The sequence below is a fragment of the Feifania hominis genome (genome assembly GCF_014384765.1).
Taxonomy (GTDB): Bacteria; Bacillota; Clostridia; order Oscillospirales; family Feifaniaceae; genus Feifania; species Feifania hominis.
On record NZ_JACRSP010000002.1, the window covers coordinates 643,580 to 660,325 of the forward strand.

The window sequence follows — 16,746 nt, forward strand, 5'->3', positions numbered from 1 at the left end:
GTAACCTGCGCTCCCGCGGCGCGCAAGGGCTCACTCGACAGACGGCAAGCCAAAATGATATAATAGTTGAAAATGGCCATATACGAAACGCAGAGCGTGTGTCCCCCGCAGGACAGGTTCCTGTGGGGGGACACACGATACCATAAAAAGAGAGGGGGCGGCGATTTGTTTTCGATACCGGACGGCGTGCGGCAGGTGCTCGGGCGGCTCACCGGCCTCGGATTTGAGGCCCATCTTGTCGGCGGCTGTGTGCGCGATCTGCTCATGGGGCGTGAGCCGCACGACTTTGACGTGGCGACCAGCGCCCTGCCCGAACAGGTCAAATGTGCGCTGTGCGGCCTGCGGGTGATCGAGACCGGCCTGCGCCACGGCACCGTCACGGCGCTCGCCGGCGGGCAGGCCGTCGAGGTCACGACCTACCGCGTCGACGGCGGCTACTCCGACGGCCGCCACCCTGACTCGGTGCGCTTCACCGACGAACTCACGCAGGACCTCGCCCGGCGGGATTTCACCGTCAACGCCATGGCCCTCTCCCCGAAGGGGGAGCTTGTCGATCCGTTCGGGGGGCGGGACGATCTCGGCCGCCGGCTGCTGCGCGCGGTGGGCGAGCCCGCCCACCGCTTTGAGGAGGACGCACTGCGCATTCTGCGCGCGCTGCGCTTTGGCTCGGTTCTCGGCTTTGCCATTGAGGCTGACACAGCCCGCGCCGTGCATGAGTGCCGCGCGCTTCTCGAGCGTGTGTCGGCCGAACGGATCGCCGCGGAGCTTGTGCGGCTTCTCTGCGGGCAGGATGCCCGGGAGATCCTGCTCGAGTACCCCGACGTGCTCGGGGTGTTTGTGCCGGAACTTCTGCCCATGGTCGGGTTTGAGCAGCGCTCCAAATACCACCTCTACGACGTCTACACCCACACCGTCGAGGCGCTCGCGGCAGTGCGCCCCGTCCCCGTGCTGCGGCTTTCTCTGCTGCTGCACGACGTCGGAAAGCCCGAAACTTTCACTCTCGGCCGCGACGGAGCAGGCCACTTCTACGGCCACGCGCTGCGCGGCAGCGAGATGGCGCGTGACATACTGCGCCGCCTGCGCTTTGACAACGAGACCGTTGACACCGTGTGCGAGCTGATTCTCTCCCACGACATTCCCATCGAGCGCTCCGAGCGCGCGGTGCGCCGGTGGCTCGGGCGGCTCGGCGAGAAGCGGCTTCGGCTTCTGCTGGAAGTCAAGCGCGCCGACAATGCCGCCCATGCGCCCGGCGTCTCGAGCCGCGCCCAGCAGCTCGACGAGGTCGAGTCGATTCTCGCGCGCGTACTCGAGCAGGGGGCCTGTTTTTGCCTGCGGGATCTCGCCGTGAAAGGTGGCGATCTGATCGCCCTCGGCATACCGCCCGGCCCCGGGCTCGGCGCGCTGCTGCAGAAACTGCTCGACGCCGTCATCGAGGGCCGCTGTCAAAACGAGCGGGATGTACTGCTCGGCTATGCGGAAGAGCTTCGCTCACAGACGCCGTGAGCCCCACACCACACGACAGAGGCCGGGACAGTGTCCCGGCCTCTTCTCTGCTTTTAAAACAGCCGCCCCTGACGGGTGTCGCGGCGCTCCATCTCGTCGCGCAGAAACTGGAGCACCCTCTTTTTGTCGGCGCTCCACAGCGGCGCGAGCAGCAGCCTCTTCGGCCCGTCGCCGGTGAGGCGGTGGATGACGATGTCCGGCCGCAGCCGCTCGATGCAGCCGCAGAGAAGCTCCGCATACCGCTCGGGCGTGAGCGTCTCAACTTCCCCGCGCTGCCAGAGGTCGGCAAGGTCGCTGCCCTCGAGCACATGCAGAAGCTGCAGCTTCACTCCGCCGACCGGCAGGGCGTTCAAATGCCCGATCGTATGGCTGAGCTCGCGCTCCCCCTCGCCCGGCAGGCCGATGATCACATGGGCCACCACCTCGAGCCCCGCCGCCGCGAGGCGGCGTACCGCATCGTCGAAGCAGGGCAGCTCATATCCCCGCCGGATGCGCTTCGCCGTCGCCTCGTCCGCCGTCTGCAGACCGAGCTCTACCGTCACCGGCTTTTCCCGGTTGAGCTGCGCGAGAAGCGCCACGGTCTCATCGGGCAGACAATCGGGCCGGGTCGCGACCGAGAGCGCGGCGACGCCAGGCTGGGCGAGCGCCTCGGTGAAGAGAGCGCGCAGCCGCTCCACCGGCGCGTAAGTGTTGGTGTAGGACTGAAAGTAGGCCATATAGGCCCCCTCGCGGCTCTTGCGCGCGACAAGCTTCTTTGCCTGCTCAATCTGGGCCGCCACGCCGAGCGCGGCGGGCGCGGCAAACTCGCCCGAGCCGCCCGCGCTGCAGAAGAGGCACCCCCGCGTTCCCAGTGTGCCGTCGCGGTTCGGGCAGGTCATGCCCCCGTCGAGCGCGAGCTTGTAGAGCCGGCAGCCGTAGCGCTCAAGGCAGTGCTGCCGAAAGGAACGATAGCGCTCCATGCGTCCTCCAAAAAGAACCCCCGACCGGCGGGGGTTCTCACTGTTTTAATAGAGTTTGCGGTAAATGTCGGCGATCTCTTCCTCGCTCAGGGGCACGAAATTGTTGACAAGCAGCCTCTGCTGGCCCTCGATGACGCTCTTTGCAAAGCGCTCGATCTCCTCCGGCTTCATGCCGTAGTCGCGCAGCTTGTGCTTTTCAATGAGCCGGCCGAGCAGCGCGTCGAGCTGGTCGAACGCCTCGCCGGGCGCGCAGCCGAGAAGCCCTGAGAGCCGCTCTTTGAGGGCGACAAGCTTGCCCGCGTCGTGTTTCTGCTCGTAGCGCTTGAGCACTGCGCAGAAGAACTGGTAGTTGCTCTCGCCGTGGGCGACATGGTAGGTTCCGCCGAGCGGATAGCTCATGGCGTGAACCGCGCCCGTACCGCTGTTGCCAAAGGAGATGCCGCCGAAATTCGAGGCGATGAGCACATCCTCCTCAATCTCGGGGCGGATGCCCTCGCCCTCGGCGAGCAGCCTCTGGTAGGCTTTCAAAATGATGTCGATGGAGCGCTCGGCAAACATCTCATTGTAGACGCTCGCACGCGGAGAGAGATAGCTCTCGACCGAGTGAACCAGCGCATCGATGGAGCTGTAGAGAAAGAACTTCATCGGCAGCGTCGAAATCAGCTCGGGGATGAGCACCGCATAGTCCGGCGTGAGCTCGGGGTTTGCAATGCCCATCTTGGTGTGGCGCGACAGCAGCGCGAAAATGGAGACATTGGTCACCTCGCTGCCCGTGCCGCAGGTTGTGGGCACGATGATAAGCTCTTTCTGCTTGACGATGCGCGCCGGGTCGTCGAAGAGCTCGGTCAGGTGCTCAAAGGGTTTGAGCGCCAGCACCTTTGCAATGTCGATGACCGTGCCGCCGCCGACGGCGATCACCCGGTCATAGCGGCGCGCCGACACGTCGCGCGCAATGGCGTCGGTCATCTCATCGGTCGGCTCGCCCGCGCCGTACTTCTCCTGAAAGACCACCTGGCAGGGCAGTTTCAGCTTCTCCATAAAGGGCTTGTAGATGAACTCCTGCGTCAGGATCAGATCGTGTTCGCCGAGGGAAAACTCCCGCGCGAACTCGTCAAAGTGGGCAAATTTGTGAATTTCCGTCTTGAGTAAAAACTGTCTCATTGGTACTCCTCTTTTCCAGTGGCGCCGCGCGCCGTTCGTTTTAAGTACAATGTACCACTTTTTTTGCCCGCTGTCACGCCCCGGGCGCGCAAAACCGGGGCGCGCCCATGCAGGTTGCCCCGGTTTTTGATTGATTGTATTTACTTTGATACAATATCGTGCAGAAAGCTCGTTCCCGTCCCGAGCCCGTCGAGGCCGAACGCGTCGAGAACCGTCTCTGCGAGGTCGGCGAAAGAGGCGCGTGTGCCGATATCCGCCCCGGCGCGCACCGTGGGGCCCGCCGCGAGCAGCGGCACATATTCGCGCGAGTGGTCCGTGCTCGGCGTGGAGGGGTCGCAGCCATGGTCGGCCGTGACAAAGAGCAGATCTCCCCCGCGCATGCCGCCGAGAAAGGCCGGCAGCCACCGGTCAAACTCCATGACGGCCGCAGCGTAGCCCGCCGCGTCGTTTCGGTGGCCGTAGAGCATGTCAAAGTCGACGAGGTTGACAAAGCAGAGCCCTGTAAAGTCCCTCCTCTGGCAGTCGAGCGTGCGCGCCATGCCGTCGGCGTTGCCCGTTGTGCGCAGGCTCTCCCCGACGCCGACGCCCGCAAAGATGTCGCCGATCTTGCCCACGCCGATCACATCGTACCCGGCGCCGGTGAGCCGGTCGAGCATGGTGGGGCCCGTCGGGGGCAGAGAATAGTCGTGGCGGTTCGCCGTGCGGGTGTAGCGCGGATACTCGCCCACAAAGGGGCGCGCGATCACCCGGCTGACGGCGAGCGGCCCCGTGAGCAGCCCGCGCGCCGTCTCGCAGGCGGCGTAGAGCTCGGGCAGCGGCACCACCGCCTCGTGGGCCGCGATCTGAAAGACGCTGTCGGCCGAGGTGTAGACGATGAGTTTTCCCGTCGCCTCGTGCTCGCGGCCGTAGTCGAGAAGAAGCTGTGTGCCCGAATAGGGGCGGTTGCAGAGCGTCCCTCTGCCGGTTGCCTGTTCCAGGCGGTCGATGAAATCCTGCGGGAAGCCGCCGGGAAACGTGGGCGGCGCACTCTCGGAAATCAGTCCCGCGAGCTCCCAGTGGCCGGTGGTGGTGTCCTTGGCGGCGGAGCGCTCCGCCATGCGGCCGAATGCGCCCCGGGGCGCACGGACCGCACGGGCGTGGTCCGTACCCGCAATGTTGAATAAACCGAGCGACGCGAGTGTGGGCGCGCAGAAGCCCGACTGTGCCGCGACGGCGCGCAGCGTGTCGCTGCCCGCGTCGCCGAAGCGGCCGGCATCCGGCAGCGCGCCAATGCCGAAGCTGTCCATCACAATGACAAAGACCCGCCGCACGCTCATCGTTTGATCGCCGCCTCCAGCGCGATGCGCATCATCTGGGTGAAGCTGCGCTCGCGCTCCTCGCTCGGCAGCGACTCGCCCTCGAGCGGCCGGTCTGAGATGGTACAGAGGGCGAGCGCCCTCTTCCCGGCGCGCGCGGCGTTCGCGTACAGGGCCGCCGACTCCATCTCAACGGCGAGCGTTCCCACCCGCCGCCATGTTTCGAGGCCCGCCGCATCGTCGTAAAACTTGTCCGAGCAGAGCAGGCTGCCGACGACGAGCTCGACATTCTGCTCCCGCGCGGCCGTCACCGCCCGCTCGAGCAATGTGTATGAGGCCGCCGGGGCAAAGGTGCCGGGCAGACCGAACTGGTCGCTGTAGTGCGAGTCGGTGCAGACCGCGAGCCCCGCGACGATATCGCGCAGCTTCAAATCGGGGTGAATGGCCCCGGCCGAGCCGATGCGGATGATGTTCTCCACCTGGTAGAAGTGGAACAGCTCATAGGAGTAGATGCCCATGGACGGGCATCCCATCCCGCTGCCCATCACCGAGAGTGGCACGCCGCGGTAGACGCCCGTGTAGCCGAGCATGCCGCGCACCGAAGTGACAAGCTGCGGCTCGTCGAGAAAGCGCTCGGCGATGAATTTAGCGCGCAGCGGGTCGCCGGGCATGAGCACCGTCGGGGCGAACGCGCCCTCCGGCGCGCCGATGTGGGGTGTCGGAACCTGTGACATTGCAATCCCTCCTGGTTTCATTCTACTGCCGGGGCTGCTCCGGTTTTGGTCTGTTTGCGCGGCGGGCGCGTCGTTTTTCGTCGCGGCTCGCCGCGCGGCGGTCATAGAGCGCAAGGCTCTCCTCCTGCGCGTCAAAGAGCATGGCCGTGGCGTCAAGGCAGCCGTCGGCGGTCTTTGTCATCTTGAGGCGCTCGAGAAACTCACCGTGCTCGCCGCAGCGCACCACCCGCATATAGCGCCGGCCCGGCTGGCTGAGCCAGGGGCGGCTCTCGTCGAGAAGAGCGCCGCAGTCCGGGCAGAGCATCTGGGACACCTCTTCGTGCCGCAGGGCGTCGCGCCGGGTGGCAAGGCCGGTGAGCGTCTTCATCACGCGAAGCCCGGGCTTTGGCTCGGGGGCGATCAGGCTCTCGTACTCGGCGAGGCCCCGCGCCATGTCGAGCCGCGCCATGATCTGCGCGGTGTAGCGCGCGTCGTTGCAGGCGTCGTGAAAGGTCTTCTCCTGCTCCATGCCGAAGTACTCCAGCGCGAACTGCAGCGACTTCTGCTGACGGCCGAGGCCCGCCTGCGAGGCGAAGATGCGCTGTAAGTCAATCCAGGGGTCGAGCCAGTCGTCCGCAAGGCCGCAAAACGACAAGTGGTTTTTCAGCACCGGCACATCCTCGCCGCCCCAGGTGACAAAGCAGGCCTCCTCTCCACACCAGGCGCGAAAATCGGACACCGCCTCGTGAAAGGAGCCCCCGCGCGCGACGTCGGCGCTTCGAAGACCCGTGAGCTTTTTGACATAGGGGTGAAGCTTTTTGTGGTGAACCGGGCGGATCATCCGGTCAAACTCCGCCACCGGCTTTGCGCTCTCGTCCACCTTGACTGCACCGATCTGGATGACCTCGTTGCCGAGCGTTCCCGGAGCCGGCTTGTTCCAGGGCTGATTCCACTCCAGATCGAACACAATGTAGTTCATCTCGATCTCCATCTCATTTCCAAGTAACATTGCTCTATTTTACACCGGCGCGTCCCTCTTTGCAAAGAGGAGCTACCCACGCGAGAGCTGCTGTCTCTCAATTTCGGTGTAGCGCATGCCGCCCGCCGTGCGCTCGGAGCGCATGAGGCTCAGCGCCCGGACGGGACAGCGCAGCTTCGGCAGACCCGCGCTCCACTCCCCGGCGCCAAAGCCGGGGCGCAGCGCCACCCGCCGCCCGAGGGTCAGATGGGGCCGGTAGGCGCGGCGCTCCAGCTCAAAGCCCTCGCCGCGAAAAGCCTGGGCGAGACGCCGCTGAATGGCGAGAAGCGGTGCGCAGGGTTCGACGCCCAGCCACCAGATGTCGCCCCCGTCGCGGCGAAAGCGGCCGGCCGCACCGAACGTGAGCGGGAAGGGCGCGCCCTCCACCGACCGAAGCGCCCGGCGCGCCGCGTCGGCGCGGTCGGTCTCGCCGAGAAAGACGAGCGTCAGATGCAGATTCTCCCGCGGGGTGAAGCTGCCTGCCGCCGCACCCGCGCGCAGCCCGTCGATCGCCTGCGCGGCCGCAGTCCGGCAGTCCTCATCGAGCAGAATCGCCGCGAAGAGCCGCTCGGCGGCGCTCAAAGCATCTCCCTCTCAGCCGAGAGAAGCTCGGCTCCCTTGGCGTTTGCCTCGGCAAAGGCCTGCGCCTGGTCGAGCACCTCGTGTACCCGCTCGGGCGTGTTTGCGATGGTGACGAGAGCGATCAAAATGCGCTGGTACTTGTCCTGCTCGCCCACCTCGGCAAAGGCGACATTGAAGCGCTTTGTCAGTTTGTCGCGCAGACTTCGGACAATCATGCGCTTGTCCTTGAGCGAGTTGCAGAAAGGTGCCACAAAATCGAGCACCAGAAAGCCGATATTCATCTGAGTCCACCATCCTTCCAATTCCACCACTTGCATTTCTCCGGGTCGGGGTTCTCGGTCTCGGCAAAGTAGACCGCGCACCGGTAGACATAGAGCTGGCAGCGGTCGATCTGCACGCCCCGGCGCAGGCAGTCGCGGCGGTAGAGTTCCTCCGGATCGGCGCCGCGCAGGGATTCAATCGTGGTATAGCCGAGGGCGATGAGATCCTTTTCGGTCTCCGGCCCCACACCCGGAATGGTTCTGAGTTCCGTCTTCACAGTGCGGTTGCACCCCTTTTGTATCATTTTCTTGTCTGTCTTGCCGCACCCGAACGGGCGCGGGCATACGATGCCATGTCTTCGACTTCCCGCGGGGGCGAGCGTACGGCCCAAAATCAATGTTGCCAGCAGCTCTGCAGCATAAACGCCATGAGCGCGCAATGCAAACGGTGGTGCGGCCATATTTTCAGCCGTCCCGCAGGGACTGTCCCGCAAGGGGCGAGAGCATGGCCTGAGTTCCATATAATAGTCACTTTGCGGTTTATTATATCATGAGCGCGAAGCGATCATGATATAATGTGGCCATATTTTTCGGTTGCCCCGCAAGGGGCGAGAAAAATGGCCTGAATTCCATATAATAGCCGCTTTGCGGCTATTATACCACAAAGCAGTTGACAGGACACCCCTGTTTGATGTAGTCTGACACTGGAATCGATCGGATCGCAAGAAGAGCCTGGTGAAATGGAAAGGAGTCTTTCACATGTCACCAGGTTTTGTGCTGCAAAAAATCAGGGAGCGACGCCTGATCGCCATTGTGCGCGGCGTATCGCCCGACGACGTCGGCCCCGTGGCCGAGGCTCTTCTGGCAGGCGGCATTGACTGTCTGGAGCTGGCTCTCGACCACTCCCGCGAGGACGGTGTCGACCGGACGCTCGCCTCCATTCGCGCGCTGGACAGGGCATTCGGCAGCCGGCTGCTGCTCGGTGCGGGCACGGTGCTCTCCGCCGACGAAGCTGTGTCGGCGGCCGATGCGGGCGCCCGCTACATCATCTCGCCGAACACGGACGAGGCGGTCATCGCCGCGACAAAGGCCCTCGGCCTTGTGTCCATGCCGGGGGCGCTCACGCCGAGCGAGGCTGTGCGTGCCCACGCGTGCGGCGCCGATATTGTCAAGCTCTTCCCCGCCGGCCAGTTTGGCCCGGCCTATCTGCGGGCGCTGCGCTCCCCGCTGCCCCATCTTCTCTTCTCGGCCGTCGGCGGCGTCGACGAGAAAAACGCCGCCGACTTTCTGCGCGCCGGGGCCTGCTGCCTCGGCCTCGGCGGCAAGCTCGTCAGTCTGCCCGCCATTGCGTCGAAGAACTTCGACGCTCTGACACAGTCGGCCCGCCTCTGCCGCGAGGCCGTCGACGCCTTTGAGAGAGAGGAGAGTGCAGAATGAGCCGGTATGTCATCACCATCGACGCGGGCACAACAAACACCCGCGTACATCTCTTTGACCAGGACTTTGCCCTGATTGCTTCGGCCTCCCGACCGGTGGGAGTGCGCAATACCGCCATTGACGGCAACAGCGAAAAGCTGCGCGCGGCGGTGCGCGACTGCGTGCGGGAACTGCTCGAGGGCGCGGCGCTCACAGGGGCGCAGCTGCAGTGTGTGCTCGCCTCGGGCATGATCACCTCGAATGTGGGGCTCTACGAGCTGCCACACGTCGCCGCCCCCGCCGGGGTCGACGAGCTCGCGGCAGGCGCGAAGAGCGTACTGCTCGAGGATGTCTGCCCCACGCCCATCTGGTTTATTCCGGGGGTCAAAAACTTCACCACCCCCGTCGACACCGGCAACTTCGAGCGCATGGACATGATGCGCGGCGAGGAGGCCGAGTGCCTGCCGCTGATCGAGAGCCACCGCGGGGAGCTGCCCCTGCTGCTGGTCCTGCCGGGCTCCCACACCAAATTTGTCGGCGTCGGAGCCGACGGCCGTATCAGCGCCTGCGTGACGTCGATCACAGGCGAACTGCTCGATGTCATCACCAAAAACACCATCATCGCAGACGCCGTCGGGCACGGCTTTGTCACCGCGCAGAGCTACGACCGCGACATGGTCCTGCTCGGCCGGCGCACCGCCGAGCGGGTGGGGCTCGGGCGCGCCTGTTTCGCCGGGCGCATCCTCAGCCAGTTCACCCAAAACGACGCCGAAAAAATTGCAAACTTCATCCTCGGTGCGGTGCTTCAAAACGACGCTGCCGCACTTCTCGGCTCGTCGGCGCTCCGGGCCGGGCGCGACGCCACGGTCGTCGTCACCGGCAAGGAGCCTCTGCGCCAGGCCATCGCAGATGTGCTGCGCGACACCGGCGCATTTGCCCAGGTTCGCGAGGAGCGCCCATCCGACGGCGCGCCGCTCGCTGCGCTCGGCGCGCGTATGGTCGCACAGCGGCTCGGTCTGCTGTAATCTCTCCGTCCCACGGGGCGCCTGTCTTCGGACAGGTGCCCTTTTTTTGCGCCCGTGCCACCCCGTCAGTCGCTCCTCCCCGCCCTGTTGCGCATTTTGCACAACAAAACTGCCCAATTTTTCACTGCCTTTTTTTGGTTTTTTGGTTGCCTCGCCCAAATTATAGACATTTTTTCGACGTTTCGACGATAAGATGAAAGCATCACCAGGCGATCGATCCGATATTCCGGCAGAGAACACAATTTAAGGAGGGTACGACATGTTAAAGGGAAACGGTAAAAAATGGTTGGCCATATTGCTGGCCACAGTCATGCTGGCGGCGGTTTTTGTGGGCTGCAAGCCGGCGCAGAGCGACCCCGGCACCTCTGACCCGGGTCAGAGCGGTACAGAGAACCAGTTCGACGGCGAGATCGTCCTCGGCGCGTGCAGCGACCTCTCGGGCTCCGGCGCCTCCAACGGCGAGGGTGAGGCAAAGGCCTATCAGATGGTGGCCGACATGATCAACGCCGAGGGCGGCGTCATGGGCAAGAAGCTCGTCATCAAGCAGGAGGACACCCAGGGCACCGTTGAGGGTTCGGTCAACGCCATCAACCGCCAGTTCTCCGACAAGAACGTCGTCGGCGTGTTCGGCTTCATGTACAGCTCGCAGGTCATGGGCATCTCCGACATCGCCAAGGAGGCGGGCCGGCCGGTGCTGTACGGCGGTTCGAGCCCCTCGATCTGGGAGCTTAACAACCCCTGGCTGTTCCGCATGCGCCCGAACGACCAGCTGATGGTCACGCTTGCCGTGGAGTATGTCTTCCAGGAGATGGGCGCCAAAAAGCTCGGCATGATCTACAGCATGGACGACTACGGCACCCAGGCCTATGAGGTCGCCAAGGGCTACTGCGAAAAGAACGGCAAAGAGCTCATCGCAGACGGCTACACCGTCGGTGCGAAAGACTACTACAGCCAGCTTCTCACTCTGAAAAATGCCGGCTGCGACACCATGCTTCTTTGGGGCCATGAGGAGGAGTACGCCATTCTTGTCCGCCAGCGGCTGGAACTCGACTACAATGTTCCGGTCTTCGGCAGCAACGGCATCGGCAATCCGGACTTCAACAACCTCGTCTCGACCGAGGAGTCCGAGGGCATTGTGGCCATCGGCGAGTCCTGCCCCGGCAACCAGTGGGAGTACTTCACCGAGTTTGAGCAGCAGTACAAGGCGAAATTCAACGGCGAGTCCCCGAACAACAACGTCTGCTCGCTCGTGCCCGCCATCTACCTCTACTGCGACGCCATCGAGCGCGCCCAGAGCACCGACCCTGCAAAGGTCGCCGAGGCCCTTCGCGAGACCAAGGACTTCCCGGCCATCACCGGCTATCTCACCTGCGACTCCAATCAGGACTTCTGCCACAGCGGCATTGTCTATGAGATGAAAAACGGCGAGAGAAGCTTCATCGACCTGTTCAGCGTCGATCCCGAGTAACCATCGCCCCGTCTGCATGGTCGATATTTCACAGATTGGGAGGTGGTCAACGCCATGCAAAGTGCAATCCAGCTGCTCGTCAACGGCGTGGCCATGGGGTTTATCTACTGTCTGATTGCGATTGAATACACGCTTCTGTTCAACACGAGCGGACTGATCAACTTCGGCCACGACAAATACATCATGTTCGGCGCCTACATCTTCGGCGGAACCTTTGTTCTGGGCTTCGGCATCGGCGGGTTCGCCGGCGTCATCGGCACCATCCTCGTGATGGCCGCCCTCGGCGTGGCGCTTGGACAGGTGGCTTTCAACCCGCTTCGCCACCTGCCGACGACCTACGCCATCACAGGGTGCCTCGCGCTCTCGCTGATGCTCCGCGAGATCGCACGGCTGGTCTACGGCGCGGTCAGCTTCACCGTTCCGGACTTTTTGAGCGGCGTCGTCAAAATCGGCCCCGCGCCCATCACCAAGGCCTCGATCGCCATGATCATCGTCGGCATCCTCATTCTGGTTCTCCAGTGGCTGCTGATGACCAAGACCAAGATGGGCAAGGCCCTGCGCGCCGTCTCGCAGGACTACAAGGCGGCCCCGCTGATGGGCATCAACGTCGACCGCATGATGCTGCTCGCCTGCGGCGTCAGCGTCGCGATCTGCGGCCTGATCGGCGCGCTGCTCATCCCGCTGTACGGCATCAGCCTGAACATGACGACCATGATCGGCTCCAAGGGCTTTGTCGCCGGTGTTGTCGGCGGCTTCGGCAGCCTCAACGGCGCGATCGCGGGCGGCCTGTTCGTCGGCATCGTCGAGGCGATCTACTCCATTCTCGGCGGCCCCGGCATCTACAAGGACATCATCTCCTTTGTGCTGATCGTCGGATTTCTGATGTTCCGCCCGCAGGGGATTCTGGGCAAGAAAGGGGGCTGAGCGCATGACAAAGAAGCTGCACCACTCCAAATCTCTCAAGATCGCGCTCGCGGCGGCCGCTCTCGTGCTCGCCCTGCTCGTGCCGGTCTTTGTCAAAAGCGCCTACTGGGGGCGCCTGATCAACCAGGCCATTGTCAACATGGTCGTGGTTCTGGGGCTGAATCTGCTCTCGGGCTACGTCGGGCTTCTCAACGTCGGCGCGGTCGGCATGGTCGCCCTCGGCGCCTACACCTCTTCGCTTCTGGCTCTGCGCCTGGGCGTGCCGGTGTGGATCGGCCTGATCGCCTCCGTCGGAATGGGCGTCATCATCGGCGTCGGCCTCGGCGGCCCCTGCCTGCGCCTCAAGGGCATCTATCTCGTGCTGATGACCTCGGCCTTTGCCGAGATCGTGCGCATCATGCTGATCAATCTGCCGGAGTTCACCGGCGGCGCAATCGGTCTCAGCCAGATTCCGTCTTTCACGTTCTTCGGCAAACAGCTCAAGAGCAACGCCTCGATCTACTATGTGTTTCTGGTGATTCTGGTGATCTCGGTGCTCTTCTGCTGGCGGGTCATGCACTCCAAGTGGGGGCGTGTCTTCCTCGCCGTCAAGGACAATGACGAATCGGTGCAGACCTGCGGCATCAACGTCACCTCTATCAAGATCAAAGCCTTTATCACCGCCGCCATCTTCGCCTGCGTCGCGGGCACCATGTATGCCAGCATGGCCGGCTACATCACCCCCAACGACTTCTCGGGCGATCTGTCCAACCGCTATATTCTGATGATGATGGTCGGCGGCTGGGGCAACGTCTTCGGCGGTCTGCTCGGCGCGGGTATGGTCACGCTACTGCCCGAATTTCTCAAGTTCCTGGGCGACTACTACTGGCTCGTGTTCTACATCGTCGTGTTCATCATGGCGATTGCGATGCCGGGCGGTCTGATCTCCCTTTTCAGCAAGAACAAAAAAGTGCACTCGAGTTTCCTTGAGAACCTCGGCCTGCGCAAGAGAAAGGAGCGCTGATCGGCTTGGAAAAACAACCGCTCTTACAGATCAAAAACATCACCAAGCGCTTCGGCGGGCTGGTCGCCGTCTCCGATCTCTCCATCGACCTCGAGGAGGGCGGCGTACACGCCCTGATCGGTCCGAACGGCTGCGGCAAGACCACGACCATCAACATGATCACCGGCGTGCTCAAGCCCGATGAGGGCGAGATCCTCTTTGACGGTCAGCCCATCACCGGCAGAAAGCCCTACCAGATCGCACGGCTGGGCATGCGGCGAACCTACCAGAATCTCAAGCTGTTCGGGTCGCTGACCATGCTTGAAAACGTCATGGTCAGCGCCCACATGCAGGCGAAAGCGGGCGTCGTGAAGACCGTGCTCATGCCGGGCACCTACCGGCGCGAGGAGCGCGAGCTCGCCGACAAGGCGCGGGGCATTCTCGAATTTCTCGGGGTGAGCCGCTTTCAAAACGAAAACGTGCTCTCGCTGCCCTACGGCATTCAGAAGATGACCGAGCTTGCCATCGCCATGATCGCCGACCCGAAGCTCATCTTGCTCGACGAGCCGGCGGCGGGTCTCAACCCGACCGAGCGCGCCGAGTTCATCGAGATGCTGCTCAAGCTCTTTGACACCGGCGTCAAGATGCTCATTGTCGAGCACAACATGGACGTTGTCATGAAGATCTCCAAGCGCATCAGCGTGATGAACTTCGGCGTCAAAATCGCCGAGGGCTCGCCCGGTGAGGTGCAGACAAACGAAGACGTCATCAAGGCCTATCTCGGCGCAAAGAGGGGAGGAGCACAAAGTGGCAATTCTGACGGTCAATGAGGTCAATTCCTTCTACGGCGAGGTCCAGGCTCTGCACAGCGTCTCTTTCGCCATCGACGAGGGCCAGATCGTCTCGGTCATCGGCGCCAACGGCGCGGGCAAGACGACGCTGCTCAACACCATCATGGGGGTCGTCAAGACCCGCAGCGGCTCGGTCGAATTCAAGGGCGAGCGGCTCACCGGGCTCAAGACCCACGACATCGTCAAGCGCCGGGTCACCTGTGTGCCGGAGGGCCGCAAGATTTTCCCGAAGCTGACGGTCCGCGAAAATCTTGAGATGGGCGCTTTCAGCCGCAAAATCAAAAAGAGCGAGCTCCAGCGCGACATCGAGGAGGTCTACGACATCTTCCCGCGGCTTCGTGAGAGAAACAGCCAGAACGGCGGCACTCTCTCCGGCGGCGAGCAGCAGATGCTCGCCATCGGCCGGGGGCTGATGAACAAGCCCGAACTTCTGCTGCTCGACGAGCCGTCTCTGGGCCTTGCGCCGATCATCGTCGACGACATGTTTCAGATCATCCGGCAGATCAACGAGCGCCTGGGCATCTCCATCATCCTGGTCGAGCAGAATGCCTACATGGCCATGGAGGTCTCGAATGAGACCTATGTGCTCGAAAACGGTGTGATGGTCATGCACGGGGCAAGCAGCGAGCTCATTCACGATCCGGCCGTCACCAAGGCCTATCTCGGCGGCGGCGGCTGATCCACGGACAAACGTACAACACAACCAACTGTTTATGAGGAGAAATGGAATATGCAAGAGAAACTCAAAGGGATCTTTCCCTCGCTGCCCACGCCCTTTTTCGAGGGTGGCGAGATCGATTTTGAAAGTCTCAAAAACGTGGTCGACTTCGCGGTTGAAAAGGGCGTGCAGGGCCTGACGGTCTGCGACTATGGCAGCGAATTTGTCAAGTTCACCGACGACGAGCGCCGCGCGGTCGTCGAGACCGTACTCAGCCACACGGCGGGCCGGGTGCCGGTCATCGTCGGCGTGTCGGCCATGAGCCCCATGCTCGCGGTTCAGTGGGCCGTCCACGCGCAGGAACACGGCGCGGCCGCGGTGCTCTTCGGGCTCCCCTACCTGTCGGGCTACGCCTGGGACGAAGTGGTCGAGCTCGGCCTCAAGCCCATGGATGCGGCGCTGCACATTCCGATCATGCTGCTCGACGCACCCGAGCGCGGCGTCGGCATCGGCGTCGGTCAGCAGATGCAGGTCATCGGCCTGCTCAAAAACGTGCGCTATGTCAAGACCGAGACCGCGACGCTACAGGCCGCGATCACCTCGATTCTCGACGCGGCGAAAAAGCTCCCCTCCGGCTCCTTTGACGGCGTGTCAACCGGCGAGAACGGCTACGACATGATTCACGACTACCGGCGCGGCGCCAGACTCTTCTCGCCGGGCGTGCACCTGTGCGATCTGTCGGTGGCGCTGTGGAACGCCCTCGAGGCGGGCGACGAGGCGCGCGCAAAGGAGCTCCAGTACGCTGTGAGCCCCGTCTATCTCATCGAGCGCCTCTATCCCCTCGACATGGAGAAGAGTATCCTCCGGCGCCGCGGCGTCATTGCCCACACGACGCTGCGCTCCACCGGGCGGCCGCAGTTCGACGAGCGCAACGAGCGCGACCTCGACCGCACGCTCGCATCACTGAAGAAAAAACTGGCACACACTGGGAAGGGGGCCTGAAGATGAGCGTAAAATTTGACTACAGAGGCATCTATGTTCCGGTCATCACACCCTATAAAGACAATCTCGAGATCGACTGGGACGATGTCAGAAAGATGACCGACTTCACCATCGACTGCGGCGTACACGGCATTGTCACCACCGTCAACGCCGCGGAGTTCTACACGTTCACCGACGAGGAGCACCACGAGCTCAACCGCGTCATCACCGAGCAGACCGCCGGGCGTGTGCCGCTCGTCATGGGCATCAACGGCCGCTCCACCGAGCACTGCATCTTCCACGCGAAGTACGCCGAGTCCATCGGCATGGACGCCGTGATGAGCATGCCCCCCGTCACAAAGCCCGTCACCTGGGACGAGATGCGCCGCTTCTTCCACGATCTCGACCGGGCGACGAATCTGCCCATCATCATCCAGAACGCTCCCCCCACCGGCCCCGTCATGACCGCCGAGCAGATCATGCAGATCTCGCGCGAGTGCGAGCATGTCAGCTTTGTCAAGGAGGAGACTCCCTTTGAGATGCCGCTGATCAGCGAGCTCGTCGAGATGGGCAAGGCGGAGGCTCCCGGCGTGTTCGGCGGCGTCATGAGCGGCCAGAGCGGTCTGACCATCATCGAGAACTATCTGCGTGGCGCCTGCGGCTGTATGCCGGCGAACCACCTCGGCGACATCTTCGTGCGCATCTGGGATGAGCTCGAGGCGGGCAATCTCGACCGCGCGTGGGAAATCCACGAGCAGTGCGCGCCGCTTCTGCTCTATGAGGGGATGTACTGGGGGCCGAGCTTCTACTACATTCTCAAAAAGCGCGGCGTGATAAAGTCCGACAAATTCCGCTCGCGCGCTTTCAAGTACAAGGCCGAAAACTATGCCGAGATGGATGAACTTCTCAAGCCCGTCGAGCAGTTCTACCGCGTGTAAGGAGGCGGCAGT

Annotated in this window: 18 protein-coding genes; 10 read left to right on the plus strand and 8 right to left on the minus strand. The window is 63.2% G+C overall.

Features of this window, described 5'->3' with window-relative positions; genetic code table 11:
• Nucleotides 1-165: 165 nt before the first annotated feature.
• Nucleotides 166-1,503 (plus strand): CCA tRNA nucleotidyltransferase, encoded by a 1,338-nt coding sequence (locus H8695_RS06515; RefSeq protein ID WP_249300123.1) that lies wholly within the window; start codon nucleotides 166-168, stop codon nucleotides 1,501-1,503.
• 53 nt (nucleotides 1,504-1,556) lie between these two features.
• Here the strand turns inward: H8695_RS06515 and mnmL are convergent, their stop codons facing one another.
• The 8 genes from mnmL to H8695_RS06555 all read right to left on the minus strand — a co-directional run bounded on the left by mnmL (nucleotide 1,557) and on the right by H8695_RS06555 (nucleotide 7,769).
• Nucleotides 1,557-2,462 (minus strand): tRNA modification radical SAM protein MnmL/YtqA, encoded by a 906-nt coding sequence (gene mnmL, locus H8695_RS06520; protein WP_249300124.1) that lies wholly within the window; start codon nucleotides 2,460-2,462, stop codon nucleotides 1,557-1,559.
• 45 nt (nucleotides 2,463-2,507) lie between these two features.
• Entirely contained in the window at nucleotides 2,508-3,623 is a 1,116-nt protein-coding gene (locus tag H8695_RS06525; protein ID WP_249300125.1) for a 4-hydroxybutyrate dehydrogenase, read from the minus strand.
• 140 nt (nucleotides 3,624-3,763) lie between these two features.
• Entirely contained in the window at nucleotides 3,764-4,939 is a 1,176-nt protein-coding gene (locus tag H8695_RS06530; RefSeq protein ID WP_249300127.1) for a phosphopentomutase, read from the minus strand.
• Nucleotides 4,936-5,652, minus strand: a complete 717-nt coding sequence (deoD, locus tag H8695_RS06535; protein WP_249300129.1) for a purine-nucleoside phosphorylase — start codon at nucleotides 5,650-5,652, stop codon at nucleotides 4,936-4,938. The genes H8695_RS06530 and deoD overlap by 4 nt, the downstream gene beginning before the upstream one ends.
• Before the next feature lie 22 nt (nucleotides 5,653-5,674).
• The gene (locus tag H8695_RS06540) at nucleotides 5,675-6,640 is read right to left on the minus strand and encodes a 3'-5' exonuclease (protein ID WP_249300130.1); all 966 of its coding nucleotides are present in this window, start codon (nucleotides 6,638-6,640) and stop codon (nucleotides 5,675-5,677) included.
• Between the two features lie 42 nt (nucleotides 6,641-6,682).
• Nucleotides 6,683-7,231, minus strand: coding sequence for an RNA 2',3'-cyclic phosphodiesterase (gene thpR / locus H8695_RS06545; protein ID WP_249300132.1), 549 nt, complete (start codon nucleotides 7,229-7,231; stop codon nucleotides 6,683-6,685).
• Nucleotides 7,228-7,512: a DUF503 domain-containing protein gene (locus tag H8695_RS06550; RefSeq protein ID WP_249300133.1), complete on the minus strand. Its 285-nt coding sequence runs from the start codon at nucleotides 7,510-7,512 to the stop codon at nucleotides 7,228-7,230. The genes thpR and H8695_RS06550 overlap by 4 nt, the downstream gene beginning before the upstream one ends.
• A complete protein-coding gene (locus H8695_RS06555) occupies nucleotides 7,509-7,769 on the minus strand; it encodes a helix-hairpin-helix domain-containing protein (RefSeq protein ID WP_249300135.1) in 261 nt (86 codons plus the stop codon). The genes H8695_RS06550 and H8695_RS06555 overlap by 4 nt, the downstream gene beginning before the upstream one ends.
• Before the next feature lie 481 nt (nucleotides 7,770-8,250).
• On the opposite strand from H8695_RS06555, the gene H8695_RS06560 reads away from it, so the two are divergent.
• The 9 genes from H8695_RS06560 (at nucleotide 8,251) to H8695_RS06600 (ending at nucleotide 16,734) form a co-directional block, all read left to right on the plus strand.
• Nucleotides 8,251-8,928 carry a bifunctional 4-hydroxy-2-oxoglutarate aldolase/2-dehydro-3-deoxy-phosphogluconate aldolase gene (locus tag H8695_RS06560; protein ID WP_249300136.1) on the plus strand — a complete coding sequence of 226 codons (678 nt, stop codon included), beginning with the start codon at nucleotides 8,251-8,253 and terminating at the stop codon, nucleotides 8,926-8,928.
• Nucleotides 8,925-9,932 (plus strand): 2-dehydro-3-deoxygalactonokinase, encoded by a 1,008-nt coding sequence (locus H8695_RS06565; protein WP_249300137.1) that lies wholly within the window; start codon nucleotides 8,925-8,927, stop codon nucleotides 9,930-9,932. The genes H8695_RS06560 and H8695_RS06565 overlap by 4 nt, the downstream gene beginning before the upstream one ends.
• A 259-nt stretch (nucleotides 9,933-10,191) precedes the next feature.
• Nucleotides 10,192-11,400: an ABC transporter substrate-binding protein gene (locus H8695_RS06570; protein WP_249300138.1), complete on the plus strand. Its 1,209-nt coding sequence runs from the start codon at nucleotides 10,192-10,194 to the stop codon at nucleotides 11,398-11,400.
• Nucleotides 11,401-11,454: 54 nt separating this feature from the next.
• Complete coding sequence (locus H8695_RS06575) at nucleotides 11,455-12,324, plus strand: branched-chain amino acid ABC transporter permease (protein WP_249300140.1); 870 nt, start codon at nucleotides 11,455-11,457, stop codon at nucleotides 12,322-12,324.
• A gap of 4 nt (nucleotides 12,325-12,328) precedes the next feature.
• Nucleotides 12,329-13,327 carry a branched-chain amino acid ABC transporter permease gene (locus H8695_RS06580; protein WP_249300142.1) on the plus strand — a complete coding sequence of 333 codons (999 nt, stop codon included), beginning with the start codon at nucleotides 12,329-12,331 and terminating at the stop codon, nucleotides 13,325-13,327.
• 5 nt (nucleotides 13,328-13,332) lie between these two features.
• A complete protein-coding gene (locus H8695_RS06585) occupies nucleotides 13,333-14,136 on the plus strand; it encodes an ABC transporter ATP-binding protein (protein ID WP_249300143.1) in 804 nt (267 codons plus the stop codon).
• On the plus strand, nucleotides 14,114-14,836 hold the full coding sequence (locus H8695_RS06590; RefSeq protein WP_346726799.1) for an ABC transporter ATP-binding protein: 723 nt from the start codon (nucleotides 14,114-14,116) through the stop codon (nucleotides 14,834-14,836). Before H8695_RS06585 ends, H8695_RS06590 begins: the two co-directional genes overlap by 23 nt.
• Nucleotides 14,837-14,887: 51 nt before the next feature.
• The gene (locus H8695_RS06595) at nucleotides 14,888-15,817 is read left to right on the plus strand and encodes a dihydrodipicolinate synthase family protein (protein WP_249300144.1); all 930 of its coding nucleotides are present in this window, start codon (nucleotides 14,888-14,890) and stop codon (nucleotides 15,815-15,817) included.
• A gap of 2 nt (nucleotides 15,818-15,819) precedes the next feature.
• The gene (locus H8695_RS06600; protein ID WP_249300146.1) at nucleotides 15,820-16,734 is read left to right on the plus strand and encodes a dihydrodipicolinate synthase family protein; all 915 of its coding nucleotides are present in this window, start codon (nucleotides 15,820-15,822) and stop codon (nucleotides 16,732-16,734) included.
• Nucleotides 16,735-16,746: the final 12 nt, after the last annotated feature.

Excerpts from the sequence above, each read along its gene's own strand:
- H8695_RS06540 (WP_249300130.1), bottom strand. The coding sequence starts at position 6,640 with ATGTTACTTGGAAATGAGATGGAGATCGAGATGAACTACATTGTGTTC.
- deoD (WP_249300129.1), bottom strand. The coding sequence starts at position 5,652 with ATGTCACAGGTTCCGACACCCCACATCGGCGCGCCGGAGGGCGCGTTC.
- H8695_RS06565 (WP_249300137.1), top strand. The coding sequence starts at position 8,925 with ATGAGCCGGTATGTCATCACCATCGACGCGGGCACAACAAACACCCGC.
- H8695_RS06580 (WP_249300142.1), top strand. The coding sequence starts at position 12,329 with ATGACAAAGAAGCTGCACCACTCCAAATCTCTCAAGATCGCGCTCGCG.
- H8695_RS06600 (WP_249300146.1), top strand. The coding sequence starts at position 15,820 with ATGAGCGTAAAATTTGACTACAGAGGCATCTATGTTCCGGTCATCACA.
- H8695_RS06560 (WP_249300136.1), top strand. The coding sequence starts at position 8,251 with ATGTCACCAGGTTTTGTGCTGCAAAAAATCAGGGAGCGACGCCTGATC.
- H8695_RS06525 (WP_249300125.1), bottom strand. The coding sequence starts at position 3,623 with ATGAGACAGTTTTTACTCAAGACGGAAATTCACAAATTTGCCCACTTT.
- H8695_RS06530 (WP_249300127.1), bottom strand. The coding sequence starts at position 4,939 with ATGAGCGTGCGGCGGGTCTTTGTCATTGTGATGGACAGCTTCGGCATT.
- H8695_RS06550 (WP_249300133.1), bottom strand. The coding sequence starts at position 7,512 with ATGAATATCGGCTTTCTGGTGCTCGATTTTGTGGCACCTTTCTGCAAC.
- H8695_RS06595 (WP_249300144.1), top strand. The coding sequence starts at position 14,888 with ATGCAAGAGAAACTCAAAGGGATCTTTCCCTCGCTGCCCACGCCCTTT.
- H8695_RS06575 (WP_249300140.1), top strand. The coding sequence starts at position 11,455 with ATGCAAAGTGCAATCCAGCTGCTCGTCAACGGCGTGGCCATGGGGTTT.
- H8695_RS06570 (WP_249300138.1), top strand. The coding sequence starts at position 10,192 with ATGTTAAAGGGAAACGGTAAAAAATGGTTGGCCATATTGCTGGCCACA.
- mnmL (WP_249300124.1), bottom strand. The coding sequence starts at position 2,462 with ATGGAGCGCTATCGTTCCTTTCGGCAGCACTGCCTTGAGCGCTACGGC.